Here is a 21942-nt window from a genome sequence, read left to right as displayed (position 1 = left end):
GTGTTTCCTTGACGAGCGATCTGTAATGTCGACTCTAGTGAAACTTCATCGTTGGTCACTGAGCGTCATCGCATCATATCAATTCGCATATCGAATTAATTGTGCGTACAGCTGGCGAGGAATGCCAGATAGTCCAGTCATTCGCTGGATGGTGGACATACGATTTGCATGCTGACCAGCTCAAGGATGTGAATACGGATTCTGAAGCGGTGACGGGTGGGTTGGATGGTGTCGATGGTGATGCGGGTGCTTTGACTTCGATTTTGCCTTTGATTGGGACTTTGACGTTGCCTTCGTGTGCGGATGCGGCTCGCCCTGGGGTAGCGGCTCTGTAGTCTGGGCAGCGGGCAGTGGCGGAGGAGAACTGGTAAGTCCACGTTGCGGCGTGTCCTGGCCTTCGCCGAAGTGAAACGTCTGCGAGGTTTGTGCGTAAGCGGCAGCGGACAGCGACACCGCCATCAGTAACAGGTATTTCGAAAGCTTCATGCGTGTTCCCTTTGGGCGGACGCTTCAGGATAACGCAATACGCAGCCCCAGCCGCCTTGTCCTGTTCATTGCTCACGTGGCCGACAAGGTGTGCGAGGCATTCACAACTGCGTAATGCGCCGCTTCAAGGGACCGTTGTGTCGGCCGATCCTCGTGAAAAGCACTGGCCCGAACTGGCCACGTCCACCCATCCTTGCAAAAGAGTATGAACGTTCGTCGTGAAGCGGCTACCCAATATCGCCCGGGATTTGCGAATTCGCGGACACAGGCCCAATGCCAGACTCGTCGGTCAGTCATCCCGATTCGGATCAAAGCCGTGAGAAAGTCACTATCATGACCGCGAGGTGTCCATATGGGGAAGTCCGTGGCAACGTACAAGGAACTGAAAGCACAACTTGACGAACTCAAGAGTCAGGCGGCCGCTGTGCGGCAGGAGGAGTTCGACATGGTGCTTGCCGATATCCGTGCAAAGGTTGTGGAGTTCGGATATTCCGAGCGGGATATCTTCGGGAGCCGACGCGGCAGACCAAGGGTCTCGCACGGTCCACTGCCTGCAAAATATCGCGATCCTGCTACCGGTGCTACCTGGTCCGGGCGGGGACGCGCGCCAAACTGGATCAAGGACGCGAAGAACCGCGATCGGTTTCTGATTTACAAATAGATCACGTCGCGGGGGGCGATAACAATCGCATGCGCGCGGCCAATGCTTGAATAGAAGCCATTCCTGTTTGCGGGCCCGCACACCACGATTCGGAAATGTACGAAATGCATATTTGAGGTGCTCAAAGCGGGAATTTAGTCTCATTGATGTCAGTGGGAGCAAAGCGCCCCGGCGTGTCCGTATGGCGTTTCCCCGCATCCCCTGCGCCTGATCAAGTGTGACGGACAGGGCCGCGTCGGTTCATCCCTATGGCAGCTCCTTGCGCACTGCGCAGCCATTCGTTATTATTTTTATAACGAATGGAGACCAGCATGCCTACGCTGCACCCGGACCTTCCGGAATTGAATCTGCCTTCGCGTCAGGATGGCAGTCCGTCAGTCAGTTCATGGCTTCTGTCCTATCCGATGTTTCGCGACGCCCTGCAACGTGAGGAAACGGATTTTGTCGCACTGCCGTCGTACGTCAGGCTTCCCGTTCTGAGAAGGATGACGGAGCCGACGGATGCGTCGTCTGCCCGGTGGACAGATCTGGGTGGGGTGCGCGCCTCCTATATCGAGCTCTGTACATCCTGTGTTGCGGACGTCGTGCGGGATCATCTGTTGGCCGGTGCAAACAAACCGGAGACTGCCAGTGAAGCCGCGGACGAACTTGAAACGCTTTGTTCGATATTTCCTGCGGCCCGGGTGCCTCTTGTGGCGAGACCTCCGTGCCTGCTCAGTCCCGGCGCGGGCTTTTTCCTCGAGGGTTGGGCGCGCTTTTTCGCGTACTGGTCCCGCAACGACAGGACGATCCCGTTGCTTGCCGTCGACTGGCAGGCCCTGTATGGGCGCCTGACTGACGATCCGCCCAGCGGCGCCAAAGCCGCGGCGAAAGTCCGGCCATCGCTTTTCTGCATCGTGTGACGCAACGTAACTGCGTCTGGTCCGCGGCGGTGGGCGCTCCTGCAGGCACATCGGGTCTGAATGTTCTGGAACCTCCTTTTGCCGAAACCAGATGTACTTGCTGGCGGCTCACCGCAGCCTCGAGACGGTAGCGGGGCCCTTTTTGTGACAGGCGCAAAAATACCGAACTGAGCTTCCCCTGGGTGTTGTTTTAAGCCACTGCCAGGTTGCCTTGGCCTCGCAAACCCGGTATGTTTACTGTTCCAAAAGTTATGACGGTTTGTGAAGAACCCGAGCTTTTGGCGTGTGTTTGCGAACCCGCCGCCCGTTATGGTCCGTGGGTTCTTTTTTCGTTACTTTGGATTGCGAACGATTTCTGTGCGATTGGGAAAGGCCGCTCTTGATCACGCAGCACGGCTGAACGGGGACAACTGCCTTGATTAGCCGATCCGGGTAGAACGCCCTCTATTGGCGTGCCCGGGATCGTGGGGTATGCCGCCGGGTCAGGTGCCCTTCGCGGCCTTCGAGAGCGCTTCGGCGAGCTTGTCGAAGTAGCGCAGCGCGGCAGGCGTGAGTTCGATCTGCTTGCGCCGGGTGTCCTCGGTGTCGGAGAGGGTGAGCCATCCTTTCTCGCGCATGGACGCGATGCGACCGTGAAGTGTCGCAGGAGAGCCCAGTTCACTGTGTCCAATCATGTCCCGGACCGACAACCGGTCCTTGTTCTGTGACGCGCGAGCCACGAACTCAAGAATCTTCTCTTCAAGCGGATCAAGCGCTGGCAGCGTGGGCAAGCCACGAATGGCTTCGGTCAGTTGCAGGAAACGAAGATAGATGTCTGCAGGTCGTTTCATTGCTTTCGCCCATACGCGATGGGTGCGCACGCCGCGAAGGCGCGGGTCAGCTATGATTGGGGAAGGAAAAGCGAATGGAACAATTATACCGTCATGGGAAGCTTGCGCTTACATTTCTGGTCCATAGCCGGCACTGTGTTTGTCTATGTGCTGACGCTCTGGGTCGATGAACTGATCTTCCTGCATGCCGCATTTCCGCGTTGGGTGGAGTGGATCTATCTTCCGACTGGAATCCGGCTTTTGAGTACGCTGCTGCTGGGCGCGGACGGTGCGATTGGGCTGCTGGTCTCCGCCTTGCTGGTTGACTTCTTTCATTACTTCCCGAACGACCCCGTGCGGGCAATCGCGGGCGCGATCTTCAGTTCAGCCGGCCCGTACGCGGTCTATCGCCTCGCCCTGGAACGCTATGGCCTGAAGGCGTCGCTGACGAATCTCACGCCAGGGCGCCTTATAGTGCTCGCGTTTGCTGTCGCGCTCACGAACTCGACGCTGCATCATCTCTGGTTCGCAATGACGGGCAGTACGCAGGACATCCTGCAGAGTTTCTTCACGATGTTTGTGGGCGACCTGCTGGGCGCGCTGATTCTCCTCTATATCGTGAAGGGCACGCTTGCCCTGCTGCCCAGACATCCCAGTCAGTCCTCACGCATGACCGACGGCATGTTCAGGATCCGGCTGGCCCTCGATCTTGCCTACAACAACCGCCTGGCTTGACGGCAGATATGGGGTGCACGGCCCGTCAGGGCTTGAACAGGGCCGTCGAAGGTTCTCACCTTTGCGGGATCAACGGCGCTCGAGGTGCGTGAGTCTGGGCCGGCCGCCCAGCATTGGGAGCGCTTGGAGGTCGTCGCGAATCGCGACATTTCAGCCTGGGTGCAGCACCACGTCGAGATGAACGATGTCAACAATCGGACATAACGCCACGAGGCGCGGTGCGATTGCGCCTCATCGCAACCCCTTGTCACTCTAGCGTGCGGCCTGATTGTTATATGCATTGGTCAGTGCAACGTGAATGCTGAACATCCCGTTCGTGAGGCGGGAATCGCCTGGCCGTTTCGGGAGCAAAGCCAGCAATCCCTTCATCGCATACAGCATGATTAGCGTGCCGGTGAGGTCGCCCACAAACATGCTGAACAGGCTTTCGAAGAAATGCTCCGTCGCACCGGTCAACGCAAACCAGAGGTGATGTAACAGTGGATTCGCGATCGAATACGCGACGGCGAGCACAAGAAGCCGGGTCGGCGTGAGATTCGTCAACGATGCGCGCAAGCCGTAATACTCTCTCGCGAACCTGTACACCAGATACGGAGCCGCTGACCCAAGTATTGCGCCAGCAATCGCTCTCACAGGGTCATGCGGAAACCAGTAAAGAAAGTCCGTTAGCAGACCGGCAAGCAGCAAGCCAAGGAAACCATCGACACCAACCAGCAGCGTGCTCAATAGCCGTACGCCGGATGGAAGGAATATCCAGTTGATGCCCCGGACAAACGAGGTATGCGCGAACACCTCCTGATTGATCCACAGCGATGCCACAAACGCTATCAGGGTCGCCGCGATCGACCAGAAATGTATACGTAAGCTCAACATTGCGAGGAATTCCCTTTCCCTTCGGATTATGACTGGTCAATCATAGCGCCCGCGTGTGGTTCTGCGAAATGCATCTTCAACAGCCTATGCGCAAGCTGAAGGTTAGTGCCCGGGTCGCAATGCTGACCACTGCGAATCTCGCGACGCGTGAAGTCATCGCAACCAGAGACAACACCAGGAGAGTTGCGCGAAAGGAGGGGCATCATCACGGATGGCATGGTTATCATCATGACGGTGATTACACAGTCCGCGAGGCTCTACCATGATGGTATTCGCAGCCACAGCATGCTGCGTGTCTCTAGAGGAAACAGGTACGCCGCGTGCTGTCATGCATGTGTAATGGCTTCGAATCTGGGGCACAAATGGAAATCGATACCACAGGATGGTTCCCATTGGACGACTATGCGCCGGCCCGTGAAGGCTGGTACGAAGTCAAGCTCACGACCGGAGATACGGCATTCTCCCGGTTTATCGACGGACATTGGACGGAGCAGCCCGTGCTTCTGTTTACGCACTGGCGTGGTCTGAGTGCGGATCCGGGTGACTCGGCCGATAGCGAGCACATGGACGCGCAGGCTGCCGCCGCACAGGGCGTACGGGCGGCGTGGAACGCGTTTTTCCCCGCAGCGGGGGATCCGCACCCACTCAAGAAATAGCTGCTGTCGCTTGCCCATGCTCGAGCGCGTCGAGGTGCGCGCGTTCGGCTGCCTGCTCGAAGAACTCGCGCAACGTCTGGCCGGAGAGGCCGACGATCGTGCCGCCGGGTTCCATGCGTTGATCGAAGACTGTATGGGCAGCACGTCGAACCGAGGCCTTAGCGCGTGATTTCACCCTTCAACATTCCGAAAAGCGTCGAAGCACCGTCCTCGAAACTCTCACTGACCAGCACATGACACGACCGGATATTCTGCACTGCGATGTCCGCTGTCCGGCCCTGGAAAAAGCCGTGTTGCTAACAGGCCTTTGACATCACAGCACCGAATTTTACTGTGCGGATGGTAGGACTGCGAATACTCGTGGAATTCGTCAGCACCCGGAAACTACTGGTGTCATCGCGCCGACTGGTTGAAGCCACAACGAGGGTGCTCGACGTGCCGCCGCTGGTCAGTCCGTTTCCATCGACTCCGCTGCAGGGTCGCCGCTGGTATTGAGGCGCTCGTATTCTGCGATCAGTTGCGCGCCAAACAACATCAGCGTCGCGAGCGCTTCGAGGCCGAACAGCACAACAATCGCCGTCGTCAGCGACCCATAGACGACGTTCACCTGCGAAAGCTTCGCGAAGTACCAAACCAGCACGCGTCTTGTGATTTCCCACAGAACGGTGGCCGCGACCGCGCCGACGACCGCATGCCGCAGTGTCGTGCGCCCCGCCGGAATCACAAAATAGATTGCCGTCAGCACGAATATCTCGCCCGCAAGGCCACACAGATATAGCACGATGCGGGTCACGCCAGTCAGTAACACTCCGTGGCCGAACAGATCGATGCTACCGGTTGCGACAGCCCGCAGGCCGCTGGAGACGAGCGTCACAAGCAGCACACCGATACCTAGTGACAGACTGAATAGATAGGGCAGGATTGCCGACAGCAGAAAGTGCCTTCGCCGGACCTCAACGCGATGCACGAAGACGATTGACAGGGCATTCTCCAGAACGGAGAACGCAAGCGAGCTGAAAAAGATCATCGTGATGACGAGGTACCAGCCGACCACGGAGCGATGCTCGAAAAAGGTCGCGAGTTCGCGCACGAGTGCTTTTGACTGCCCCGGTATCAGCCATTCGAGCAGACGCCCGAGCGTGTCGAACAGCAACTGCTCACCGATGAAGTGACCGAACGCGATTACAACGAGAATGAGCAGCGGCACGATCGACAGCAACGCGTAATAGGCGATCGCGCCCGCGAGCAGCAGCCCCTGGTTTTTGCGGAACGCGGTGCAGACCTGGAATAGGAATCGCGCTGGATGCGCCGCAACAAAGTGCAACGCGCGCTTGCCTGTCTCGTCGGTTGAATTCATATCAGGCTCCACCCGTTCATTGCACTCGCGCCGCCCTCATCGTACGCGTTGAACGCGGCGCGCGCAGTTCACCTCCGCGCAAGCCGCCGCACCGTCATTCCAGGTACGAAGCCATTGCAGCCGCGCGTCAGCACCGCAAGCGCATTCGCCGACAGCGCATCGCGCGTGAGCTACCCGGCCGTGCGTCGCTCGTCGGGCTGTGAACGACCCTGAACAGACCCTGACTGTTCTCCACCGAATGTCCGCTTCTATGAGGACTCGGTTGTCAAGCCTTGCCGATCCGCAGGTATAAGAATCAGATTACATGGCGGCACCTGTGTCATTAAGGACGTAAGGCGGTCGTGCCCACGTGGCCATTCGAGCCTGGTCCAAGGTCGGGGTGTGATGCGCGTTCCAGCCAGTGCCGGAACGAACTTCTATCCGTGCAAGGACATTAATGTCCTGCACCTCATGCAGCATGCGCGCAAGGCGCACTGGCAAACCCCAGTTACCGGCGCGCCCCATCTTTTGGGGCGGTCATCACGGTGTGATGACCCGCGGACATTGCGGGCGCGTCGACCTTTGATCAGAACGTATTCCTTGCCCAGCGGTCCGAACCTTGCGGCCCGGGAGTTTCACGGCGTCGCAGGCCTGAGCAAGGCCCCGGCTGGAATCTCGCCGTGCTCCAGGTAGCGCCATAGCGCGATGGCGAGACGCCGTGCCAACGCAACGATGCCCACGCGCCGCATGCGTTTGCCATTGCCAGCAAAGCGGCGGTTGAACCACTGGGTCAGGACGCTGTTGGGCTGCAGGCGCAGCCAGCGCCAGGCCAGTTCAACAAGCATCGTGCGCGCTCGCCTGTTACCGGCTTTGCTGATGCCCTGTTCGATCTGGCTGTCGCCGCTGTCGTAAGGCGTTGGCGTGAGTCCGAGACAGCCGGCGACCTCGCGCCGGTTGGCGAAGCGTCGCCAGCCAAACACTTCCTTGACCAGTACCCAGGCGCCCTTGGGCCCGATCGCGCGCAGCTGGGCCAGATGGGCGACCAGTGGGTGCTTGCCCTCGGCCAACTCGTCGCGGCGCGCGGATTCCAGCACCCTCGTCTGTTGCTTGACCAGCGCAAGCCGGATGCTCTCTCGCTCGATCTCATTGCATAGCATGGGCGGCACCAGCCCGCGGTGGTTTGCCCACCAGTTCGCCCAGTCACGTCCGCCGATGACAACCTGCGGACGCAGGTTGTGCAGCACCAGCAGTGACCGGATACGGTTCATGTGGGCGACACGCTCCTGGGTCAGGCGGGCCAGTTCACGGTGCGCGCGGCGAGCGTCTTCCTGCTCGGGCGTGGGCTCGCGTAGCACCGACCAGACGTGCTCGCCGGTGTGGTGGCGCCTGAGCATTGTCAGCAGCTTGTCGCCGTCGAGCCGGTCGGTCTTGGGGCGCCTCGCGCGTCGGTTCACTTCGATGCTGGCGGCATCAACCACGACGTTGTCGATGCCTTGCTGGGTCAACCAGCGGTGCAGCCACCAGCCATCGCGACCGGCCTCATAGCAGGAATGCACCGCAGCCTGCGGAGAGAGCCGACAGCGCTCCTTCGCGCGGCGTACACAGTCGAGCACCGCTTCCGTGTCGCCAGCGTGCACACTGTAACGGCTTGGGCCACGCTGGCCATCGCTCGCTGTTAATTTCCAGGATTTGTCGCCCAGCTCGAAGCTCATGTACAGCTCGCTTTGCATCGCCGTATTCTTTGCTTGTGGGACTGCTTGGGTCGTGGACATTTCCGTCTCCTTCGCACAGAGTTGGAAATTCCGTTTTAGTCAAACGGACCTTTCTCGGGTAGTCCCACATAGCATCTTTGGATCCAATCACTGCCCATGTTGTCCGCCCAGCACGAGAGGAAGCTAATTGTCTTTACGCCCCCTGGGTATTGCCTATACCGTCGAGGAAGAGGTCGACGAGGTGGGCGACGCGCGATTTCGTTGCGCCGCTTCGCTCGACGCTGAGAGCGATCGCCGTGATCACACACACCAGATCGTCGATCGAGACGTCCTTGCGAACCACTCCCGCCTTTTGGGCGCGTTGGAGTAGCCGGCGTCCTTCTTCACGCCCAGCGTGACAGCCGGGCGTCCCTTCCTGCAGCACCGTTCCCAGCAGCGCCGCCAGCCCGCGATAGTGGCTCGCGTGGTTCACGAGTTCCTTGACGAAGGCGCGTACGGAGGCGCCCGGCCCGAGCGTTTCATCGCGTGCGCGGCTTGCATCCGCAAGTGCCAGGAGGCGCTCATCACTCGTCGCGGCAAGCAGCGCATCGCGTGTCGGAAAGCGTCGATAGAGCGTACCGATACCGACGTTGGCACGCTTCGCGATATCGTCGAGCGAGGCGTCGGCGCCGCGTTCGATAAATAGGGCCTCCGCCGCTTCGAGAATGCGCTCCCGGTTGCGCGCCGCGTCGGCACGCAGCGGCGTTTCTACGATGGTGGAATTCTTGCTCTTCATGCCTGCTTCGATTTCGCTTGATAAGTGGATGATGCCTCCATATACTAAGTGGAGCAACTCTCCACTTATATTCGAGGTGCACATGACAAAACGATTCGAGAACAAGGTTGTGGCAATTACCGGGGGCAGCGAGGGCATCGGCCTTGCCAGCGCCAAGCTTTTCGCAGACGAGGGCGCGCGGGTGTACATCACGGGCCGCAGGCAAAGTCGACTGGACGAGGCGATAGGAGAAATCGGCAACGGTGCCGTCGGTGTTCAGGGGGACGCGAGCAATCTCGCCGACCTTGATCGACTCTATGAGCGTATCCAGCGGGACTACGGCAGGCTTGACGTGGTATTCGCGAATGCGGGCGTTGCCGAAGTGGAGCAGCGTCCACTGGGTACCATCGACGAGGAGGGTTTCGACCGACTTTTCGGACTCAATGTGCGCGGCATGCTCTTCACTGTGCAAAAGGCTTTGCCGTTGCTTTCATCGGGCAGTGTTGTCGTCCTGAATGGCTCGGTGGCCGGCAGTAAAGGTTTTCCTGGCCAATCGCTCTATAACGCAAGCAAGGCGGCTGTACGCTCGTTCGCGCGAAGCTGGACGACCGATCTGAGAGAGCGAGGCATCCGTGTGAACGTGGTGTCGCCGAGCGGGACAGAGACAGGTCCGATGCGGAGCTACCTCGATGCACGGCCTGGAGTCGAAGAGATGCTGAATCGACTCGTGCCATTGGGGCGCCTGGCCCGACCGGATGAGATCGCGCGCGCCGTGCTCTTCCTCGCATCGAGCGAGAGCAGCTATATCGCAGGCGTGGAGCTTTATGTTGACGGTGGTTCAATCGCAGTTTGAGCTCTCGGTTTCCCCTGTTGCGTCGCACTCCTCGGACGATCTTCGATTTCCGTGGAGACTGTTCGAGGGGGCAGCATTGCTGTCCAGTCGCGTTGCCTCGGGGCTTGTGATTTTTCAGGCGCGAGGTTCTGTGTGCCAGTTTGTCGCTGTCATGTGGACGCCTGGATCGCGAGGATAGACTTCGCTTCCTGGCAGACTGCCGCATGAGGCAGTCGGCGGAAATCGACCGGCCTCTGCACGTCGTGCCCGCCCAAAACCGACCCTGAACTGCCTGATGCCTGGTTCCGGCGAGTGACCGTCAAGCGACAGGGAGCAGCCGCATACGGACTCAGTGCGTCATCATTTCACGCATCAATTTACGTTAAAGTGGAAGCGAACGTCCTGATGGCTTTCGACGGGCCGACCATACTGGACTGCCCGCATCGCGGCAAGCAGGACCTGGTTCAGCCGCGGGGTCTGCTCGCGTCCGACACTGGTGACCTCGGGACGCCCGCTCGGCATAACCCGCTTGAGCACCGTTTGATTTGCTCAACCAAGGTGCTTTCCGCTATTTGCGGATCGTCGTTTCAATTGACGCCATCTCGCTGGCGTTGTGTCCGCCCATTCCCGGAAGGCTCGGTAGAACGAGTTTGTATCCTGGTATCCTAAGAGCCAAGCCACTTCCTGGATTTCTAAAGCGGGGTCCAAGAGCAGTTGCATGCCAAGCTCCTGACGAGCATCGCCGAGGAGCGCACGGAACGTCGTACCTTCCGCTGTGATCCGACGCTGCAAAGTGCGTTCGCTCATGCCGAGCTCGCGACCGACACTGGAAATCTCGGGACGGCCGCTCGGCATAATCCGCTTGAGCACCGTTTTGATTTGCTCGACCAAGGTGCTTTCCGCTTCCAGTTCGCTCATCGCTTGCGCCAGCGCGGGCGCCAGCATATGCAGGAGCTCCGGGTTGTGATCGGTAAACGGGCGGTCAAGATCGGCGGCTGCCAGAACGAACCGGTTCTGTGCCGCGCCGAAACGGATCGGGCAGTTGAAGTAGGCGCCGTGGAAGTCCATAACGGGGCGGGCCCGCCTGAACTCAACCGCGACGGGGGTTAGATTTTGCCCCGTTCCGCGCCGACCCAATTCAATCAGCATTGCAAAGCTGGCATCGACTGAGAGATCAGGCTCCGGCTCAGTGCCCGGCGGCCATTCGATCGTGATTGAGACACGGCCGTTCTTCTCGTCGCAACGGAGTTTATCGGGGCTGCAAAGCCGCTTGAATCGCATAACCCTCGCCAGACCATCACGATAATTTTCGGCATAGGTAGCGGCGAGGAACGCAAGCTTATGCGTTGCAGTGCTGGTGTCCCGGACCATCTTGATGCCGAAGCTTGCATCACCTGACAGCGATTCGATGGCACGCCAAATTGCAAAAAGCTGAGCGGTGCTGATGCTCGCCGCTGCATCGTGGCGGAGCATGACAGGAAGACCGGCCGCCCTCAGGACCGCCTCAGAGCGCAGTCCTTGTAGCTCAACGGCTCGCCAGAAGGATTCTGGCACTTTGCAGCGATCCCCACGAACATCTTTCATTGAGTTTCCCTTCGATGACGCCATGCGCAATTAAGGGCTTCGACTGCCTGGTCCACGCACATCAAAGAGTCCTGACGAACGCGAGGGAACCGTTCGCTGCGCCCGTGCAGGATAGAGGAGGCCTTCCGCTCAGCGAAGGATTTGATCGCAACTCTCGTCGGCAATCGCGCAATGGATCGCACTGTATTCGCGATTGGCGGACTCTGCAAGTCATCTGGCGTGTCAAGCGAATGCGACCATGCGGCCAATGTTTTATCTTTGACCCGTCATCCACGTAGCGGGCGGAATGTCCAGAGGAGAGTAATCATGCAGGCGAGAGAGAGTAACGAAGCGGAAGATCTGGTGCGGGGGAGTGGGACGTTGCCACTGACCTTTTACACCAACCCCAACTCCCGCGGCCGCATTGTCCACTGGATGCTCGAGGAGGTAGGGTGCGAGTACGAAACAGTTGTGCTCGATTACGAGCGCTCCAGCGAGGCGGATCGATGGGGTGGCGCAGCGCTCGCGCGTTCGTTCGGCATTCTCGACGAGCGCAGTCGCTTTTTCACGGAAGTGAACCCGATGGGCAAGGTGCCGGCGATTGTGCATGACGGCCGGGTGGTAACCGAGAGTGCGGCAATCTGCGCGTACCTGGCCGAAACCTTCCCGGACGCGGGGTTGGCGCCCACTTCGGAGGAGCGGGCTGATTATTACCGGTGGATGTTTTTCGCGGCGGGACCGGTCGAGCAGGCCGTCACCAACCATCGAGCCGGGTTTGTGCCGGCTGCGGAGCAGGAGTTCTTCTTCGGCCACGGCAGCTATGAGCGCACGGTGGACCAGCTCGAACGCGCAGTGCGTTCAAGCACTTTCATTGCCGGAGAGCGATTCACTGCTGCCGACGTCTACGTCGGATCGCATATTGGGTGGGGTCTGGGGCTTGAGACACTGCCCAAGCGTGACGCCTTTCTGGAGTATGTTGGCAGGGTTACACAGCGAGATGCCTTTCAAAGGGCTGCCGCCAAGGGTGAAGCGCTGCTGGCTCTTCCAGATAGCTCGCCCGTCTAGCCCGTATGCGCCGGGCCAAACTGACAGTGCGCCACAGTGCGGGACTGCGGATTCGGCGCCGATAACTGCTGCCGAGGGTCTACCCGCCGCGCAACCGCCGTGCGCAGCTTACCGAGATCGCTGGCGGTGACCATCGCTGATCCAAGGATCGGGCCTTGGCGTGCAAGCTGTCGGTATTTGTCTGCGACGTGACGAGCAGGCTGATGGCGCTACATTTCGCCCGGACGGCGTTGATCTCCAGCCTCCTGTTCGGTGCTCAAAGGTTGCGAGCGCGCTCGTTGGCAAGTGGCTCTTTTGCGCAATCCTGCGGACACTTTGTGCAGCAAGCTGCTGCACAAAGTTTGCTTGTATGAGCGCCGTGGTCCTGCAACACGCCCAGGAAAGCCCGGGAGAAAAATCCAGTCTCCGTCGTCCCCGGCAACGTCAGGTGATTGACCTCTCCGGTCAGCCCGGCAACGCAGGTCGATGGCAAGTCGACCTGACCCAGCGCAATTTTTTGCGTGGCGGGACCCGGTCACCTCGATGCGCTTTGTGCGGCATGGCGCGGGGAGCCTGGCACGCGATACCGGCTCATAGCAGGATCGCCTGCTGCAGTAGTTCCAGCGCTTTCAGTTCGTCCAGACGACCCGTGCGTGCCTTGCCTGCCAGCGTCTTGATCAAGGCTTCCGCTATCGGCTCAATACCGTGAAGATTGTCCAGACTCGTCACGCAAGCGAAGGGGAGCGCTGCCGGGTTGCGCTGCGGTAGTGCGGAGGCCGCAAACGACTCTGGGGTTGCCCGTGTAGCTGCCGGCGCCCCGTCACCACCTTCTTCAGGCTGGTGACCGGTAACGTCGTCGGGAAAACCATTTACATGATCTCGCGCGCTGGTAACGATCGCGTCATTCTCTCCTGCGACATCCGCCGAAACAGTTGAGCTTTCTGGATCGCTCGCCTGCGCGCGCCGTGCACGCGCCTTCGCACCGACGGGTTTCACTGGCACGTCGTCGTTCGTTGCGGACGCAAGCGGTTTGTGCTGTTGGGCGGATACGTGTGCGCGCGACGCAGGCGCAAGCATCTGCGACACCGACGCTGGAATCTCGGTTTCGGCGCGCGGGGTGTCCAGCCAGCCAGCGGGCAAGCCAAGCCGTTCCGTGAACCGGTTGGCTTCGACAGCGTCCATGCGCTTCTTGCCATGCAGCCGGTGGGCCATGTTGGAGCCACTCAACTCCATAACCACACCCAGCCTTGCTTTCGAGCCGTTGCGACTCGTGAGAACGTGGAGGTTGGCGCGCCGGATGTTTTCTACGTCGGCGCCATCGTTGAGTGCCAGCGACTGCTGCTGGGCCGCTTCAGGAGACGTCCTGGATTTCGCACGCGAAGCATTTCGCGGCGTACGAGCTTCGGGCTGTCCGGCCGTACCGCCTGTACTGGTCTTGACGGCCCTGGGCGTACCACCGGTTGCTTTCCTTGGCATTTGCGCTTCCTCGGACAAACTGTCTTCAAGAGAGGGTTGCGGGTCGACGGTCAGGACAGAAGCCGGCTCGAGTGCTTCGGACTCTCCGTCTGGTTCGTCGTCGGTTTGAATGAAGTCGAGCGGTGACTTCAGGCGAGCGATGGTCTCGGCTGCGAGGCCAGGATTGGGCTGGTCAAAAAAGCCATGCGGCAACCCAAGCGTGGTTTCCATGTGAAAGGCAGTCTCGGGAGTGAACCTTTCGCCCTTCATCAATTCGGCCACGCGCGTCATGCTGGATTCAAGTGCGATGGCGATATTCTCTGCGCCTACCGTATCGACCAGAAACTGGAACGACCGTGTCTTGAAAATGGAGGCGGTCTGGGCGGCGTCCTGAGCAGGCGCCTTCACATACGGCTGTCCCGGCCGCTTGGGCTGAGACTTCTTTTCCTGGCGAGCCTGGCGTTGGCCGCTGTCGCGGGATCCCGCATATCGCCCGCGGGCTTGATTCATAAAGTAGGGCTCCATGCGGTCGCTGATATTCTTAACGTGTTGATTATAGACGCGGCGATGTTGGTATTTGATGTGTCATTCGCACATGACGCGTAAATCTACGCCGGGACGAAGGTGGCGGCCTCCTTGATGTGCCGGTTTTCCGTGATCGGGTTTGGAATGGAGAGGATAACGAATGAAGTCACGAAAAAAATCAGGTGATCATTCATGGTCCAGCTTGAGGCGTCAAGGGTTATTAAGCCACTTGTACCTGCGACGAGCTCGGGGTCGCCGATGACGCTGACGGCGAGCGGATATTCCGTTCAGGGAAGGGTTGGCGCTCTGCTCACCACCACAAATCGGCGCATCGACGAATGGGGTGAGGTCTTGCACAACCCGCTCATGACGCTAGTCGCCGTCGACCGGCAGGTCGACCACCCGATCATCTTCGAGCGCAACGTATTCGCCTGACAAGTCCTTGATAAGGATTTTCAGTATTTGGGAATGCGCAACATACCTGGAACATCCAATTTACGTTTCCCGAAATCGTCGTGCCTCCGGTGTCACGACGGCGCGAAGACGACCGCGCCGCGATCCTCAAAATGTTTGAAGCTCCGGATAAAACGGTATAGCTGTCCGCCGATCTCCAGCCGGTTTCGTCCAGCGCGGGTTTGCTCAAGGATCTCTTCGGCCTGGGTCGCGGCGATGTCCCCGTGATATCTCAGGCGGTCCTGATCTCGCCTGGCATCGCCAACGTACATGGCACAGACATCATTGCATTTCTGCATCATGATCACGCTTGCGCCAGCGTTCAGGGACAGTTCGAGATATTCGGCCAACGTCAGAAGTGACTCAGTCGTCATGGCGATTCCCCTGAGAGCTCGGCTCGCAGCATCGATCCACCGGGTGGTGGCATCGACATCCACCGAGGATAGCGCCACGAACTTCCGGCACTTGCCTCGCCTGATTTAAACAATCTACGCGGCGGACGGTGTCCCGGTCACCGTGATCATGCACGGGACCGGGCGGGTTCAACACGCACGCGTCGCGAGGCGCAGTGGGCCACCACATCGGGGAGGCTGTCTGGCATGGCGAGTGCCAATCGTCAGAAAATTATCGTGCGACAGGCACCTGCCGTGGCCGCCGGCATGTTTTCGATCGTAGTGCTTCTGGTTGGGGATGTCGATTCTTCGAGGACGGTTGTGTTGCCGGCGCGGAGTTCGACCGTTTTCCGTCACAGGATATCCGCTGTTTTGCAGGGCAATGATGGGTCCGGGCAGCGTGACCGCAAGCGCGGCATCAACGCTACCGCAAAAGCGCGATTCGTCCTGCGTCTTCACGCCGATGCTGGATCGAATCAATTCCCTGGAGGACAGGCGAAACGCTTACGCTTCGTCAACGATCAACCAGAGAATTGACCGATGTCGCGAAGAGGGCGCACCAGGACATCGCACGCATGTGCTGGCATGTCCATCGCTTCATTAAAGATTGATGCGCAGGGTGCAAGAAAAACTGGCCCGCAGGACGGGCCACACATCGGGACGTGACGCGCGCCGGTCAGGCTGGCTTGATATTTGCAGCCTGCTTGCCCTTCGGCCCCATCTTCACATCGAAGCTGACTTTCTGGTTTTCCTGCAGCGACTTGAAGCCTTCAGTCTTGATTTCGGAAAAGTGGGCGAACAGGTCTTCGCCGCCGTCATCCGGGGTGATGAAGCCAAAGCCTTTCGCATCGTTGAACCACTTCACTGTGCCAGTTGCCATTTTTTGAATCCTGTCGATGTTGAAACCTGAAATCGCGAGAATACGGCATCGCATGGAGGCGATCACCCGCAAGGGATGACTTTTTACCACGCCGGGATGACACCTGCCAATCAGCAGGTCCATGGACCGCACAGGGTCTGGCTTTCAACGACTCAGGCCCGGTGCAGACATTCGTCGTTCTAACCCCTGACGGCGGCCACTATGATTGCCGCGCGGCAAAACGCGATCTACCCGGCAACCGGGAGTCCCGGCGAAGCCTGCAGGCTGGGCCGCGAAGACTGATTCCGAAACGGAACAGGGGCGGCGCTTGAGAAGAGTCGCAGAAGCATCGACGCATTGCGGATTCCTCCCTCGCCACACGCGAAAGCCCGGTCTCCGTCACCATTCTGGTGCGGTCCCGTCCCGCACATTCCAGCGACGAGCAAGCTATGGCGCGCAAGCGGCCCCAACCAGTCTTGCAGGGCCAGCCCGGAGACCGGGGAGGCCATGTTACCCTTGGACGACGCTAACACCAGCGAAGCCGCGCTCGAGGATGAACGATACATTCGAGTTTTCTCAGGATTTCGAGCCGTTCCCTGAAGACCTGCCGAGAACGGACTGGCAGACAAAGTCGCTCGATTGCGCCATGGCCGATTACTGGGTGGCAAGCGATGGACTTGTCGCGCGTCGACAGTTTCTGAGTGACGGATACTTTGCCAGCAACACAGCCTCCTTCACGGCTTATTTGTTCCATGTCCGCAAAGGCGTGAGACTCGACCTGAAAGTGGTTGTTGCTCACGGTCGCATCCTGGAGCTTCGGCGGGAGCGCGAACCCGAAGCGGGGATAGTGGTGGATGAGTGGACTATCCCCGTGCCGGGTCCCGACGCGGAACATCACAAGTGACGCGGCCGGATCGCAGACGACTCGATAAAGGACTGGTAGCAGTTCTGCGCAAGTGTAGCCTGTCCGAAGGCCACGATCTGCAATAACGACCTGGGCGTCATCGACGTTGCCGATTCCGGGAACGGGCGCCTCGAATGCATCCACGGCATTGTACGAGGCGTTGCAGGAGCATCCGGCGTCGATCGCCGCGCTGCCTGCGCCTGGACCTCTTTACGCTCCGGCAGCGCGACAGCGTTTCGTTCCTTCCTTGTTCTCAAGTGATGAGGCTTGCGCTGCGCAGTGCATTCCTTCAGCTCACGAGATCCCAGGAGCCGTCGGTCAGCGTACGAAGATCGAGTGGACGGCCCGCGTCGGCGCGTAGGGATCATCTGACTCACCCGGTCTCATCAGGGAAGACCATCGCCAATGCGCTTCATCGAGGCTGTGCGATCCAGCAGATTCGGCGCAGGCGCTCGCGCTGAAGCGGACGATTAGTCTGGCTTTTTTGGGGCGTACACCGCGCCATGCCATGCACGCAGTGGCAAAGCGCTCCCGATATGCGGGACGACCCGAATTGCTGCGCCAGGGGAGCGCCGCCTACCATCAACTCCCCGCATCAAATCGCGGCGACTGCCGCCGGCAGCGCATGTCAAAAGCGCGCGCTTGAGCCGACGCGATCCATACAGCACCTACCCGAGCTATCAGGAGGCAAGCATGCTTAGCGCCCATGAATTTGCGACGTTGATGCTGGTCAGAGACTCGGCCGACCACATTGCGGACCGGGAAGAACTCGACATCCTGCTTGAACGCCAGCTGGTTGCCCTGGAGACACTTGACGGGAACGTACGGCCTCGCGTTACGCGGGACGGCGATTCGCTCCTTCGTACCCTCGCGCGCCTGCACTGACACGTTGATACCGGGGTGCGTGACAGGGGGTAATGCCTGAGTCGTCGCGGACACCACCGGCCAGCCTGTGTCAGGGATGCCAGAACTGCGTGCTTTCCGAACACTGAGCACATTCGACCTGTGAGGCGCGCGCGCTGTCACAACACCACCATCTCCAGACTGACCGACCGGCAAAGAACGCTTCTACGCCGCGGGGATTCTCGAAGTCCAGAGTCACACTGTGTCCTGGGATCCTGCATTTCAACAGTTCAACAGTTTCGCGTCGGCGAGCGGGCGAGTGAGTCGACGCTGGCTTACGTGGATGTTTCGACTGGCTCGCGACGGACCAAAGCCCGGCACCTGTGCGTCCGTTTGCCGGACCAGGGAAGAAGCTCACGGCATGTTGTGAAACTGGTGTGGACCGACCATACTTCCCTGTAATGCCCCCCCAAAAAAATCCTTCAGATCCGCACTGCGCCGGACACCTTCGCGCTTTAGAGGGATGCTCCCTCCGTTCCTGACCGAGGACGCTGACCACGTTGGCGTGCCGCTTTGTCACCCAGGCTGCGTCGCGCTGCTCGTGCCGGCCCTTGACCGAGACGGTCGTGCGGGGGCCATTGAATAGCTGGCGCCGGGCAAGGCAGCGCATCACTTGCGCGGCGTGTTTTTTCTGCAGGCGTCGATGGTCAGGGGCATTGCAAATTGTCAAACAATTGACCAGGGATCCCAGCCTGGCGGTCGTCAACATCTCGTGGACGGCGATCCGGTAGTGCTCACGTCAGTCGCTCGCGGGATGAATGGACAGCGTAATACGGAGCGGATGGTGCAGGACACGACTCTTCAGGAACGCGAACCTGCACGAATGGGCCTGTATGGCCAGCTTGCGCGGCTGGAGCGCCGCTTCGCAGTAACCGTAAGCCGCAGGAGGGCAGCGATGACGACGTTGATACGTAGATACTTCGTGTGCGTCAACGGACACGACGGCGAAGAGGTGGCGTGCGATGACGATGAACCGTACTCTTCCCAGTGGGACTCGATTCGCACGACCGGACTGGTGAACAACGGCAGGGACTCGCGCGGATACGCCTGCTATACATGCAAGACGTGCGGCGAGTTCATGTCGGAAACCGGGAAAAGGTGATTGATAGAAAGCCAGAATCGTGGTTCGACGTTCTGCCTGGACGTGCGCGATCGACTGCCACAACCGGAATTTGAGAAACGGTGAGTTTGCGTCATTCTCTTCATCAATCGGCTAACAGATTCGAAGTCCTGCATCTAGTGAGACCCGATGCCCGCGCGCAGGCATCGGGTGACCCTCGGCTTGCCAAAGCACGCGGACGGGGCGACGGACGCTGGCCTGGCGATGCGCCGGAACATGAATTCGAGACGCCGGCGATTCGTCAGCCGGCGCGTGGCGAGAAGTACGACAATGAGGTCGCGGACCGGACCTGGCCCGAACAGATCCTTGAATCGAAGAAACCTGGGGAAGCGATTTGGCCTCCACCCCGACGTCAGGAGCGAACCCTCGCGCGGAATCTGCGCGTAGCGGCCTGAGCATCGACGCGCTGCAGCGCGGCGTGCTCGACAATCTGATCTGCCTGCAGGCCCGTACACCGGGCATAGCGACGCCGCACGACTGGTACATGGCGCTCGCCTATAGCGTGCGCGACCGGATGCTCGCCCGCTGGGCTGCAACGATCCAGACCTATGCCGGGCGCGATTTACGGGTGGCCTGCTACCTCTCTGCCGAGTTCCTGATTGGACCGCAACTGGGTAACAATCTCGTCAATCTCGGTATCGAAGACAATGCGCGGGACGCCATGCGAGCGCTCGGTCAGGATCTCGACGAACTGCTCGCGCTCGAAGAGGAGCCTGGGCTTGGAAATGGCGGGCTCGGCAGGCTCGCGGCCTGTTATCTGGATTCACTCGCGACGCTCGAAATTCCGTCCGTGGGCTATGGCATCCGCTATGAGTTCGGTATTTTCAATCAGGAAATTCGCGATGGCTGGCAGGTCGAAATCACCGACCTTTGGCTGCAAAAGGGCAATCCATGGGAGATCGTGCGCCCAAACGTGAACTACTACGTCCCGTTTGGCGGACATACTGAAATGTGGAACGACGCGCAAGGCCGCCTTCGCGTTCGCTGGCTGCCTGCGCGCATGGTCAAGGGCGTGGCTTGTGATACGCCGATGCCCGGCTTTCGGGTCAATACGTGCAACACGCTGCGCCTGTGGAAGAGCGAGGCTATCGAGTCCTTTGGCCTCGAGGACTTCAATGCCGGCGACTACTACCAGGCCGTGCAGGAAAAGGTGATCTCCGAAACGCTGTCCAAGGTGCTGTATCCGAATGACGAGCCTGAAGCCGGCAAGCGGTTGCGCCTTGCGCAGCAGTACTTCTTCGTCTCGTGCTCGCTACAGGACATGCTATGTCTGCTCGATCTGAAGGGCGAACCCGTTTCGCGCTTCGCCGAGATGTTCACCGCCCAACTGAACGATACGCATCCTGCCATCGCCGTCGCTGAACTGATGCGCCTGCTGGTGGACGAGCGGCTGCTTTCCTGGGAGGCGGCATGGGACATTACGCGGCGCACGCTCGCGTATACCAACCATACCCTGTTGCCCGAAGCGCTGGAGACCTGGGGATTGCCGCTTTTTGCGCGGTTGCTGCCGCGTCCGCTCGAGATCATCTACGAGATTAACCGTCGTTTCCTCGACGAAGTCCGGCAGAAATATCCTGGTGACGAGACGCGTGTGGCGCGGGTGTCGATCATTGACGAAGCCGGCGAGAAGAAAGTGCGCATGGCTCACCTGTCGACCATCGGTTGCCACGCCGTGAACGGTGTTGCAGCGCTGCATTCCGCGCTTCTCACGCAGACTGTGCTGAGCGACTTTGCGCAGATGTGGCCCGAACGTTTTCACAACGTCACAAACGGTGTCACGCCACGCCGGTTCATTCTGCTCGCCAATCCGGGCCTTGCCCGGCTGCTTGACGAAACGGTGGGCGAGGGGTGGGTCGCCGACCTCACGCGTCTTCGGAACCTGGAGGCGTACGCCGACGATCCGGCGTTTCGGGAAAAGTGGCGTGCGGTGAAGCGGCCAAACAAAGAGGTGCTGGCGGAGCGCATCCGGAACGCCACGAACGTCATCGTGGATCCCGACGCGCTCTTCGATATTCAGGTAAAGCGCATTCACGAGTACAAGCGACAGCATCTGAACGCGCTTTACATCATCACGCTTTACCAGCGTCTGCGCCGGAATCAGGAGCGCGGTTGCGTGCCGCGCTGCTTTATCTTTGGCGGAAAAGCGGCGCCTGGCTACAGGATGGCGAAACTGATGATCCGGCTGATCACGGGCATCGCCGAGGTGGTGAACAACGACCCGATGATGGAGGGCAGGCTGAAGGTTGTGTTCCTTCCCGACTTCAATGTGAAGAACGCGCAATTCATCTATCCCGCCGCCGATCTGTCAGAGCAGATCTCAACGGCCGGCAAGGAAGCATCCGGCACCGGCAACATGAAATTCATGATGAACGGCGCGCTCACGATTGGAACACTGGACGGCGCCAACGTCGAGATCCGCGAGGAAGCGGGTCACGAAAACTTCTTTCTGTTCGGCCTGACTGCTGAACAGGTGGAATACGTCAAACGCGAAGGCTATCGACCCGCGCAATATGTCGAAGGCAATGCGGAGTTGCGCGACGTGCTGGACCTGATTGCCGGCGGATACTTTTCGCGTGGCGACCAGCAGGTGTTTTGTCCACTCGTTGAGAACCTGATGCGGGTTGATCCATTTCTCGTGCTTGCCGATTACGCCGACTATGTGGCGTGCCAGGAGCGTGTGAACGACGTCCGGAAAGACGAGGCACGCTGGACGCGCATGTCGATCCTCAACACGGCGCGCTCGGGGAAGTTCTCGTCGGATCGCGCGATCGGCGAATACTGTGAACGGATCTGGAAAATCGCGCCTGTGCAAATCTGCCTTGATCAACCCTGACATTGAACACGATCCGCGCCAAGCGGTGCGGGACAGATCGCGGAGTTATAAAGTCGGGTAAATATCCAGCGCAGAGTTGTCCATTGCCCCTCGCGCAACGCACTGGTCGAAATGCTCACCGATCACGATTGACCT

21 protein-coding genes are annotated in these 21942 nt (G+C 59.6%); 11 read left to right on the top strand and 10 right to left on the bottom strand.

The features are described 5' to 3' along the window. The first annotated feature begins 850 nt into the window (after window positions 1-850). Together VSR72_RS11920 and VSR72_RS11915 are read left to right on the top strand one after the other, a co-directional pair. Complete coding sequence (locus VSR72_RS11920) at window positions 851-1147, top strand: H-NS histone family protein (protein ID WP_342952574.1); 297 nt, start codon at window positions 851-853, stop codon at window positions 1145-1147. Window positions 1148-1458: 311 nt separating this feature from the next. Continuing rightward, complete coding sequence (locus tag VSR72_RS11915; RefSeq protein WP_342952573.1) at window positions 1459-2049, top strand: hypothetical protein; 591 nt, start codon at window positions 1459-1461, stop codon at window positions 2047-2049. A gap of 482 nt (window positions 2050-2531) precedes the next feature. Here the strand turns inward: VSR72_RS11915 and VSR72_RS11910 are convergent, their stop codons facing one another. Further along, window positions 2532-2879, bottom strand: a complete 348-nt coding sequence (locus tag VSR72_RS11910; RefSeq protein ID WP_254343104.1) for a winged helix-turn-helix domain-containing protein — start codon at window positions 2877-2879, stop codon at window positions 2532-2534. A gap of 18 nt (window positions 2880-2897) precedes the next feature. On the opposite strand from VSR72_RS11910, the gene VSR72_RS11905 reads away from it, so the two are divergent. Continuing rightward, window positions 2898-3593 (top strand): hypothetical protein, encoded by a 696-nt coding sequence (locus tag VSR72_RS11905; RefSeq protein ID WP_342952572.1) that lies wholly within the window; start codon window positions 2898-2900, stop codon window positions 3591-3593. Window positions 3594-3845: 252 nt separating this feature from the next. On the opposite strand, the gene VSR72_RS11900 is transcribed toward VSR72_RS11905, so the two are convergent. Further along, window positions 3846-4466 carry a hypothetical protein gene (locus VSR72_RS11900; RefSeq protein WP_342952571.1) on the bottom strand — a complete coding sequence of 207 codons (621 nt, stop codon included), beginning with the start codon at window positions 4464-4466 and terminating at the stop codon, window positions 3846-3848. Between the two features lie 362 nt (window positions 4467-4828). Between VSR72_RS11900 and VSR72_RS11895 the strand changes: the two genes are divergently transcribed. Continuing rightward, complete coding sequence (locus tag VSR72_RS11895; RefSeq protein ID WP_342952570.1) at window positions 4829-5122, top strand: hypothetical protein; 294 nt, start codon at window positions 4829-4831, stop codon at window positions 5120-5122. On the opposite strand, the gene VSR72_RS11890 is transcribed toward VSR72_RS11895, so the two are convergent. The 4 genes from VSR72_RS11890 to VSR72_RS11875 all read right to left on the bottom strand — a co-directional run bounded on the left by VSR72_RS11890 (window position 5112) and on the right by VSR72_RS11875 (window position 9029). Beyond that, window positions 5112-5237, bottom strand: coding sequence for a hypothetical protein (locus tag VSR72_RS11890; protein WP_342952569.1), 126 nt, complete (start codon window positions 5235-5237; stop codon window positions 5112-5114). The two genes, VSR72_RS11895 and VSR72_RS11890, sit on opposite strands and share 11 nt — an antisense overlap. A gap of 333 nt (window positions 5238-5570) precedes the next feature. Next, window positions 5571-6479 carry a YihY/virulence factor BrkB family protein gene (locus VSR72_RS11885; RefSeq protein ID WP_342952568.1) on the bottom strand — a complete coding sequence of 303 codons (909 nt, stop codon included), beginning with the start codon at window positions 6477-6479 and terminating at the stop codon, window positions 5571-5573. Between the two features lie 614 nt (window positions 6480-7093). Next, window positions 7094-8230: an IS110 family transposase gene (locus tag VSR72_RS11880; RefSeq protein ID WP_342952567.1), complete on the bottom strand. Its 1137-nt coding sequence runs from the start codon at window positions 8228-8230 to the stop codon at window positions 7094-7096. A 133-nt stretch (window positions 8231-8363) separates the two neighbouring features. Further along, window positions 8364-9029 (bottom strand): helix-turn-helix domain-containing protein, encoded by a 666-nt coding sequence (locus VSR72_RS11875; RefSeq protein WP_342952566.1) that lies wholly within the window; start codon window positions 9027-9029, stop codon window positions 8364-8366. On the opposite strand from VSR72_RS11875, the gene VSR72_RS11870 reads away from it, so the two are divergent. Next, window positions 9028-9777, top strand: coding sequence for an SDR family oxidoreductase (locus tag VSR72_RS11870; RefSeq protein ID WP_342952565.1), 750 nt, complete (start codon window positions 9028-9030; stop codon window positions 9775-9777). The two genes, VSR72_RS11875 and VSR72_RS11870, sit on opposite strands and share 2 nt — an antisense overlap. 528 nt (window positions 9778-10305) lie before the next feature. Here the strand turns inward: VSR72_RS11870 and VSR72_RS11865 are convergent. After that, entirely contained in the window at window positions 10306-11340 is a 1035-nt protein-coding gene (locus VSR72_RS11865) for an AraC family transcriptional regulator (protein WP_342952564.1), read from the bottom strand. Between the two features lie 306 nt (window positions 11341-11646). Here VSR72_RS11865 and VSR72_RS11860 point away from each other — a divergent pair, with 306 nt between their 5' ends. After that, window positions 11647-12384, top strand: coding sequence for a glutathione S-transferase family protein (locus VSR72_RS11860; RefSeq protein ID WP_342952563.1), 738 nt, complete (start codon window positions 11647-11649; stop codon window positions 12382-12384). Window positions 12385-12954: 570 nt separating this feature from the next. Here VSR72_RS11860 and VSR72_RS11855 read toward each other — a convergent pair. Further along, entirely contained in the window at window positions 12955-14328 is a 1374-nt protein-coding gene (locus tag VSR72_RS11855; RefSeq protein ID WP_342952562.1) for a hypothetical protein, read from the bottom strand. A gap of 207 nt (window positions 14329-14535) precedes the next feature. Here VSR72_RS11855 and VSR72_RS11850 point away from each other — a divergent pair, with 207 nt between their 5' ends. Next, entirely contained in the window at window positions 14536-14778 is a 243-nt protein-coding gene (locus tag VSR72_RS11850; RefSeq protein ID WP_342952561.1) for a hypothetical protein, read from the top strand. Window positions 14779-14870: 92 nt separating this feature from the next. Here the strand turns inward: VSR72_RS11850 and VSR72_RS11845 are convergent, their stop codons facing one another. After that, window positions 14871-15170 (bottom strand): hypothetical protein, encoded by a 300-nt coding sequence (locus VSR72_RS11845; RefSeq protein WP_342952560.1) that lies wholly within the window; start codon window positions 15168-15170, stop codon window positions 14871-14873. Between the two features lie 225 nt (window positions 15171-15395). Between VSR72_RS11845 and VSR72_RS11840 the strand changes: the two genes are divergently transcribed. Further along, window positions 15396-15725, top strand: coding sequence for a hypothetical protein (locus VSR72_RS11840; RefSeq protein WP_342952559.1), 330 nt, complete (start codon window positions 15396-15398; stop codon window positions 15723-15725). A gap of 139 nt (window positions 15726-15864) precedes the next feature. On the opposite strand, the gene VSR72_RS11835 is transcribed toward VSR72_RS11840, so the two are convergent. Then, window positions 15865-16068: a cold-shock protein gene (locus VSR72_RS11835; protein WP_042293433.1), complete on the bottom strand. Its 204-nt coding sequence runs from the start codon at window positions 16066-16068 to the stop codon at window positions 15865-15867. 532 nt (window positions 16069-16600) lie between these two features. Between VSR72_RS11835 and VSR72_RS11830 the strand changes: the two genes are divergently transcribed. The 3 genes from VSR72_RS11830 (at window position 16601) to VSR72_RS11820 (ending at window position 21807) form a co-directional block, all read left to right on the top strand. After that, window positions 16601-16951, top strand: a complete 351-nt coding sequence (locus VSR72_RS11830) for a hypothetical protein (protein WP_342952558.1) — start codon at window positions 16601-16603, stop codon at window positions 16949-16951. A gap of 693 nt (window positions 16952-17644) precedes the next feature. Beyond that, window positions 17645-17836 (top strand): hypothetical protein, encoded by a 192-nt coding sequence (locus VSR72_RS11825; RefSeq protein ID WP_342952557.1) that lies wholly within the window; start codon window positions 17645-17647, stop codon window positions 17834-17836. 1472 nt (window positions 17837-19308) lie between these two features. Beyond that, on the top strand, window positions 19309-21807 hold the full coding sequence (locus tag VSR72_RS11820; RefSeq protein WP_342952556.1) for a glycogen/starch/alpha-glucan phosphorylase: 2499 nt from the start codon (window positions 19309-19311) through the stop codon (window positions 21805-21807). Window positions 21808-21942 lie beyond the last annotated feature (135 nt).

This window comes from Paraburkholderia sp. JHI869 (assembly GCF_038900775.1).
GTDB lineage: Bacteria > Pseudomonadota > Gammaproteobacteria > Burkholderiales > Burkholderiaceae > Paraburkholderia.
This window is presented reverse-complemented; position numbering and strand designations above follow the sequence as displayed.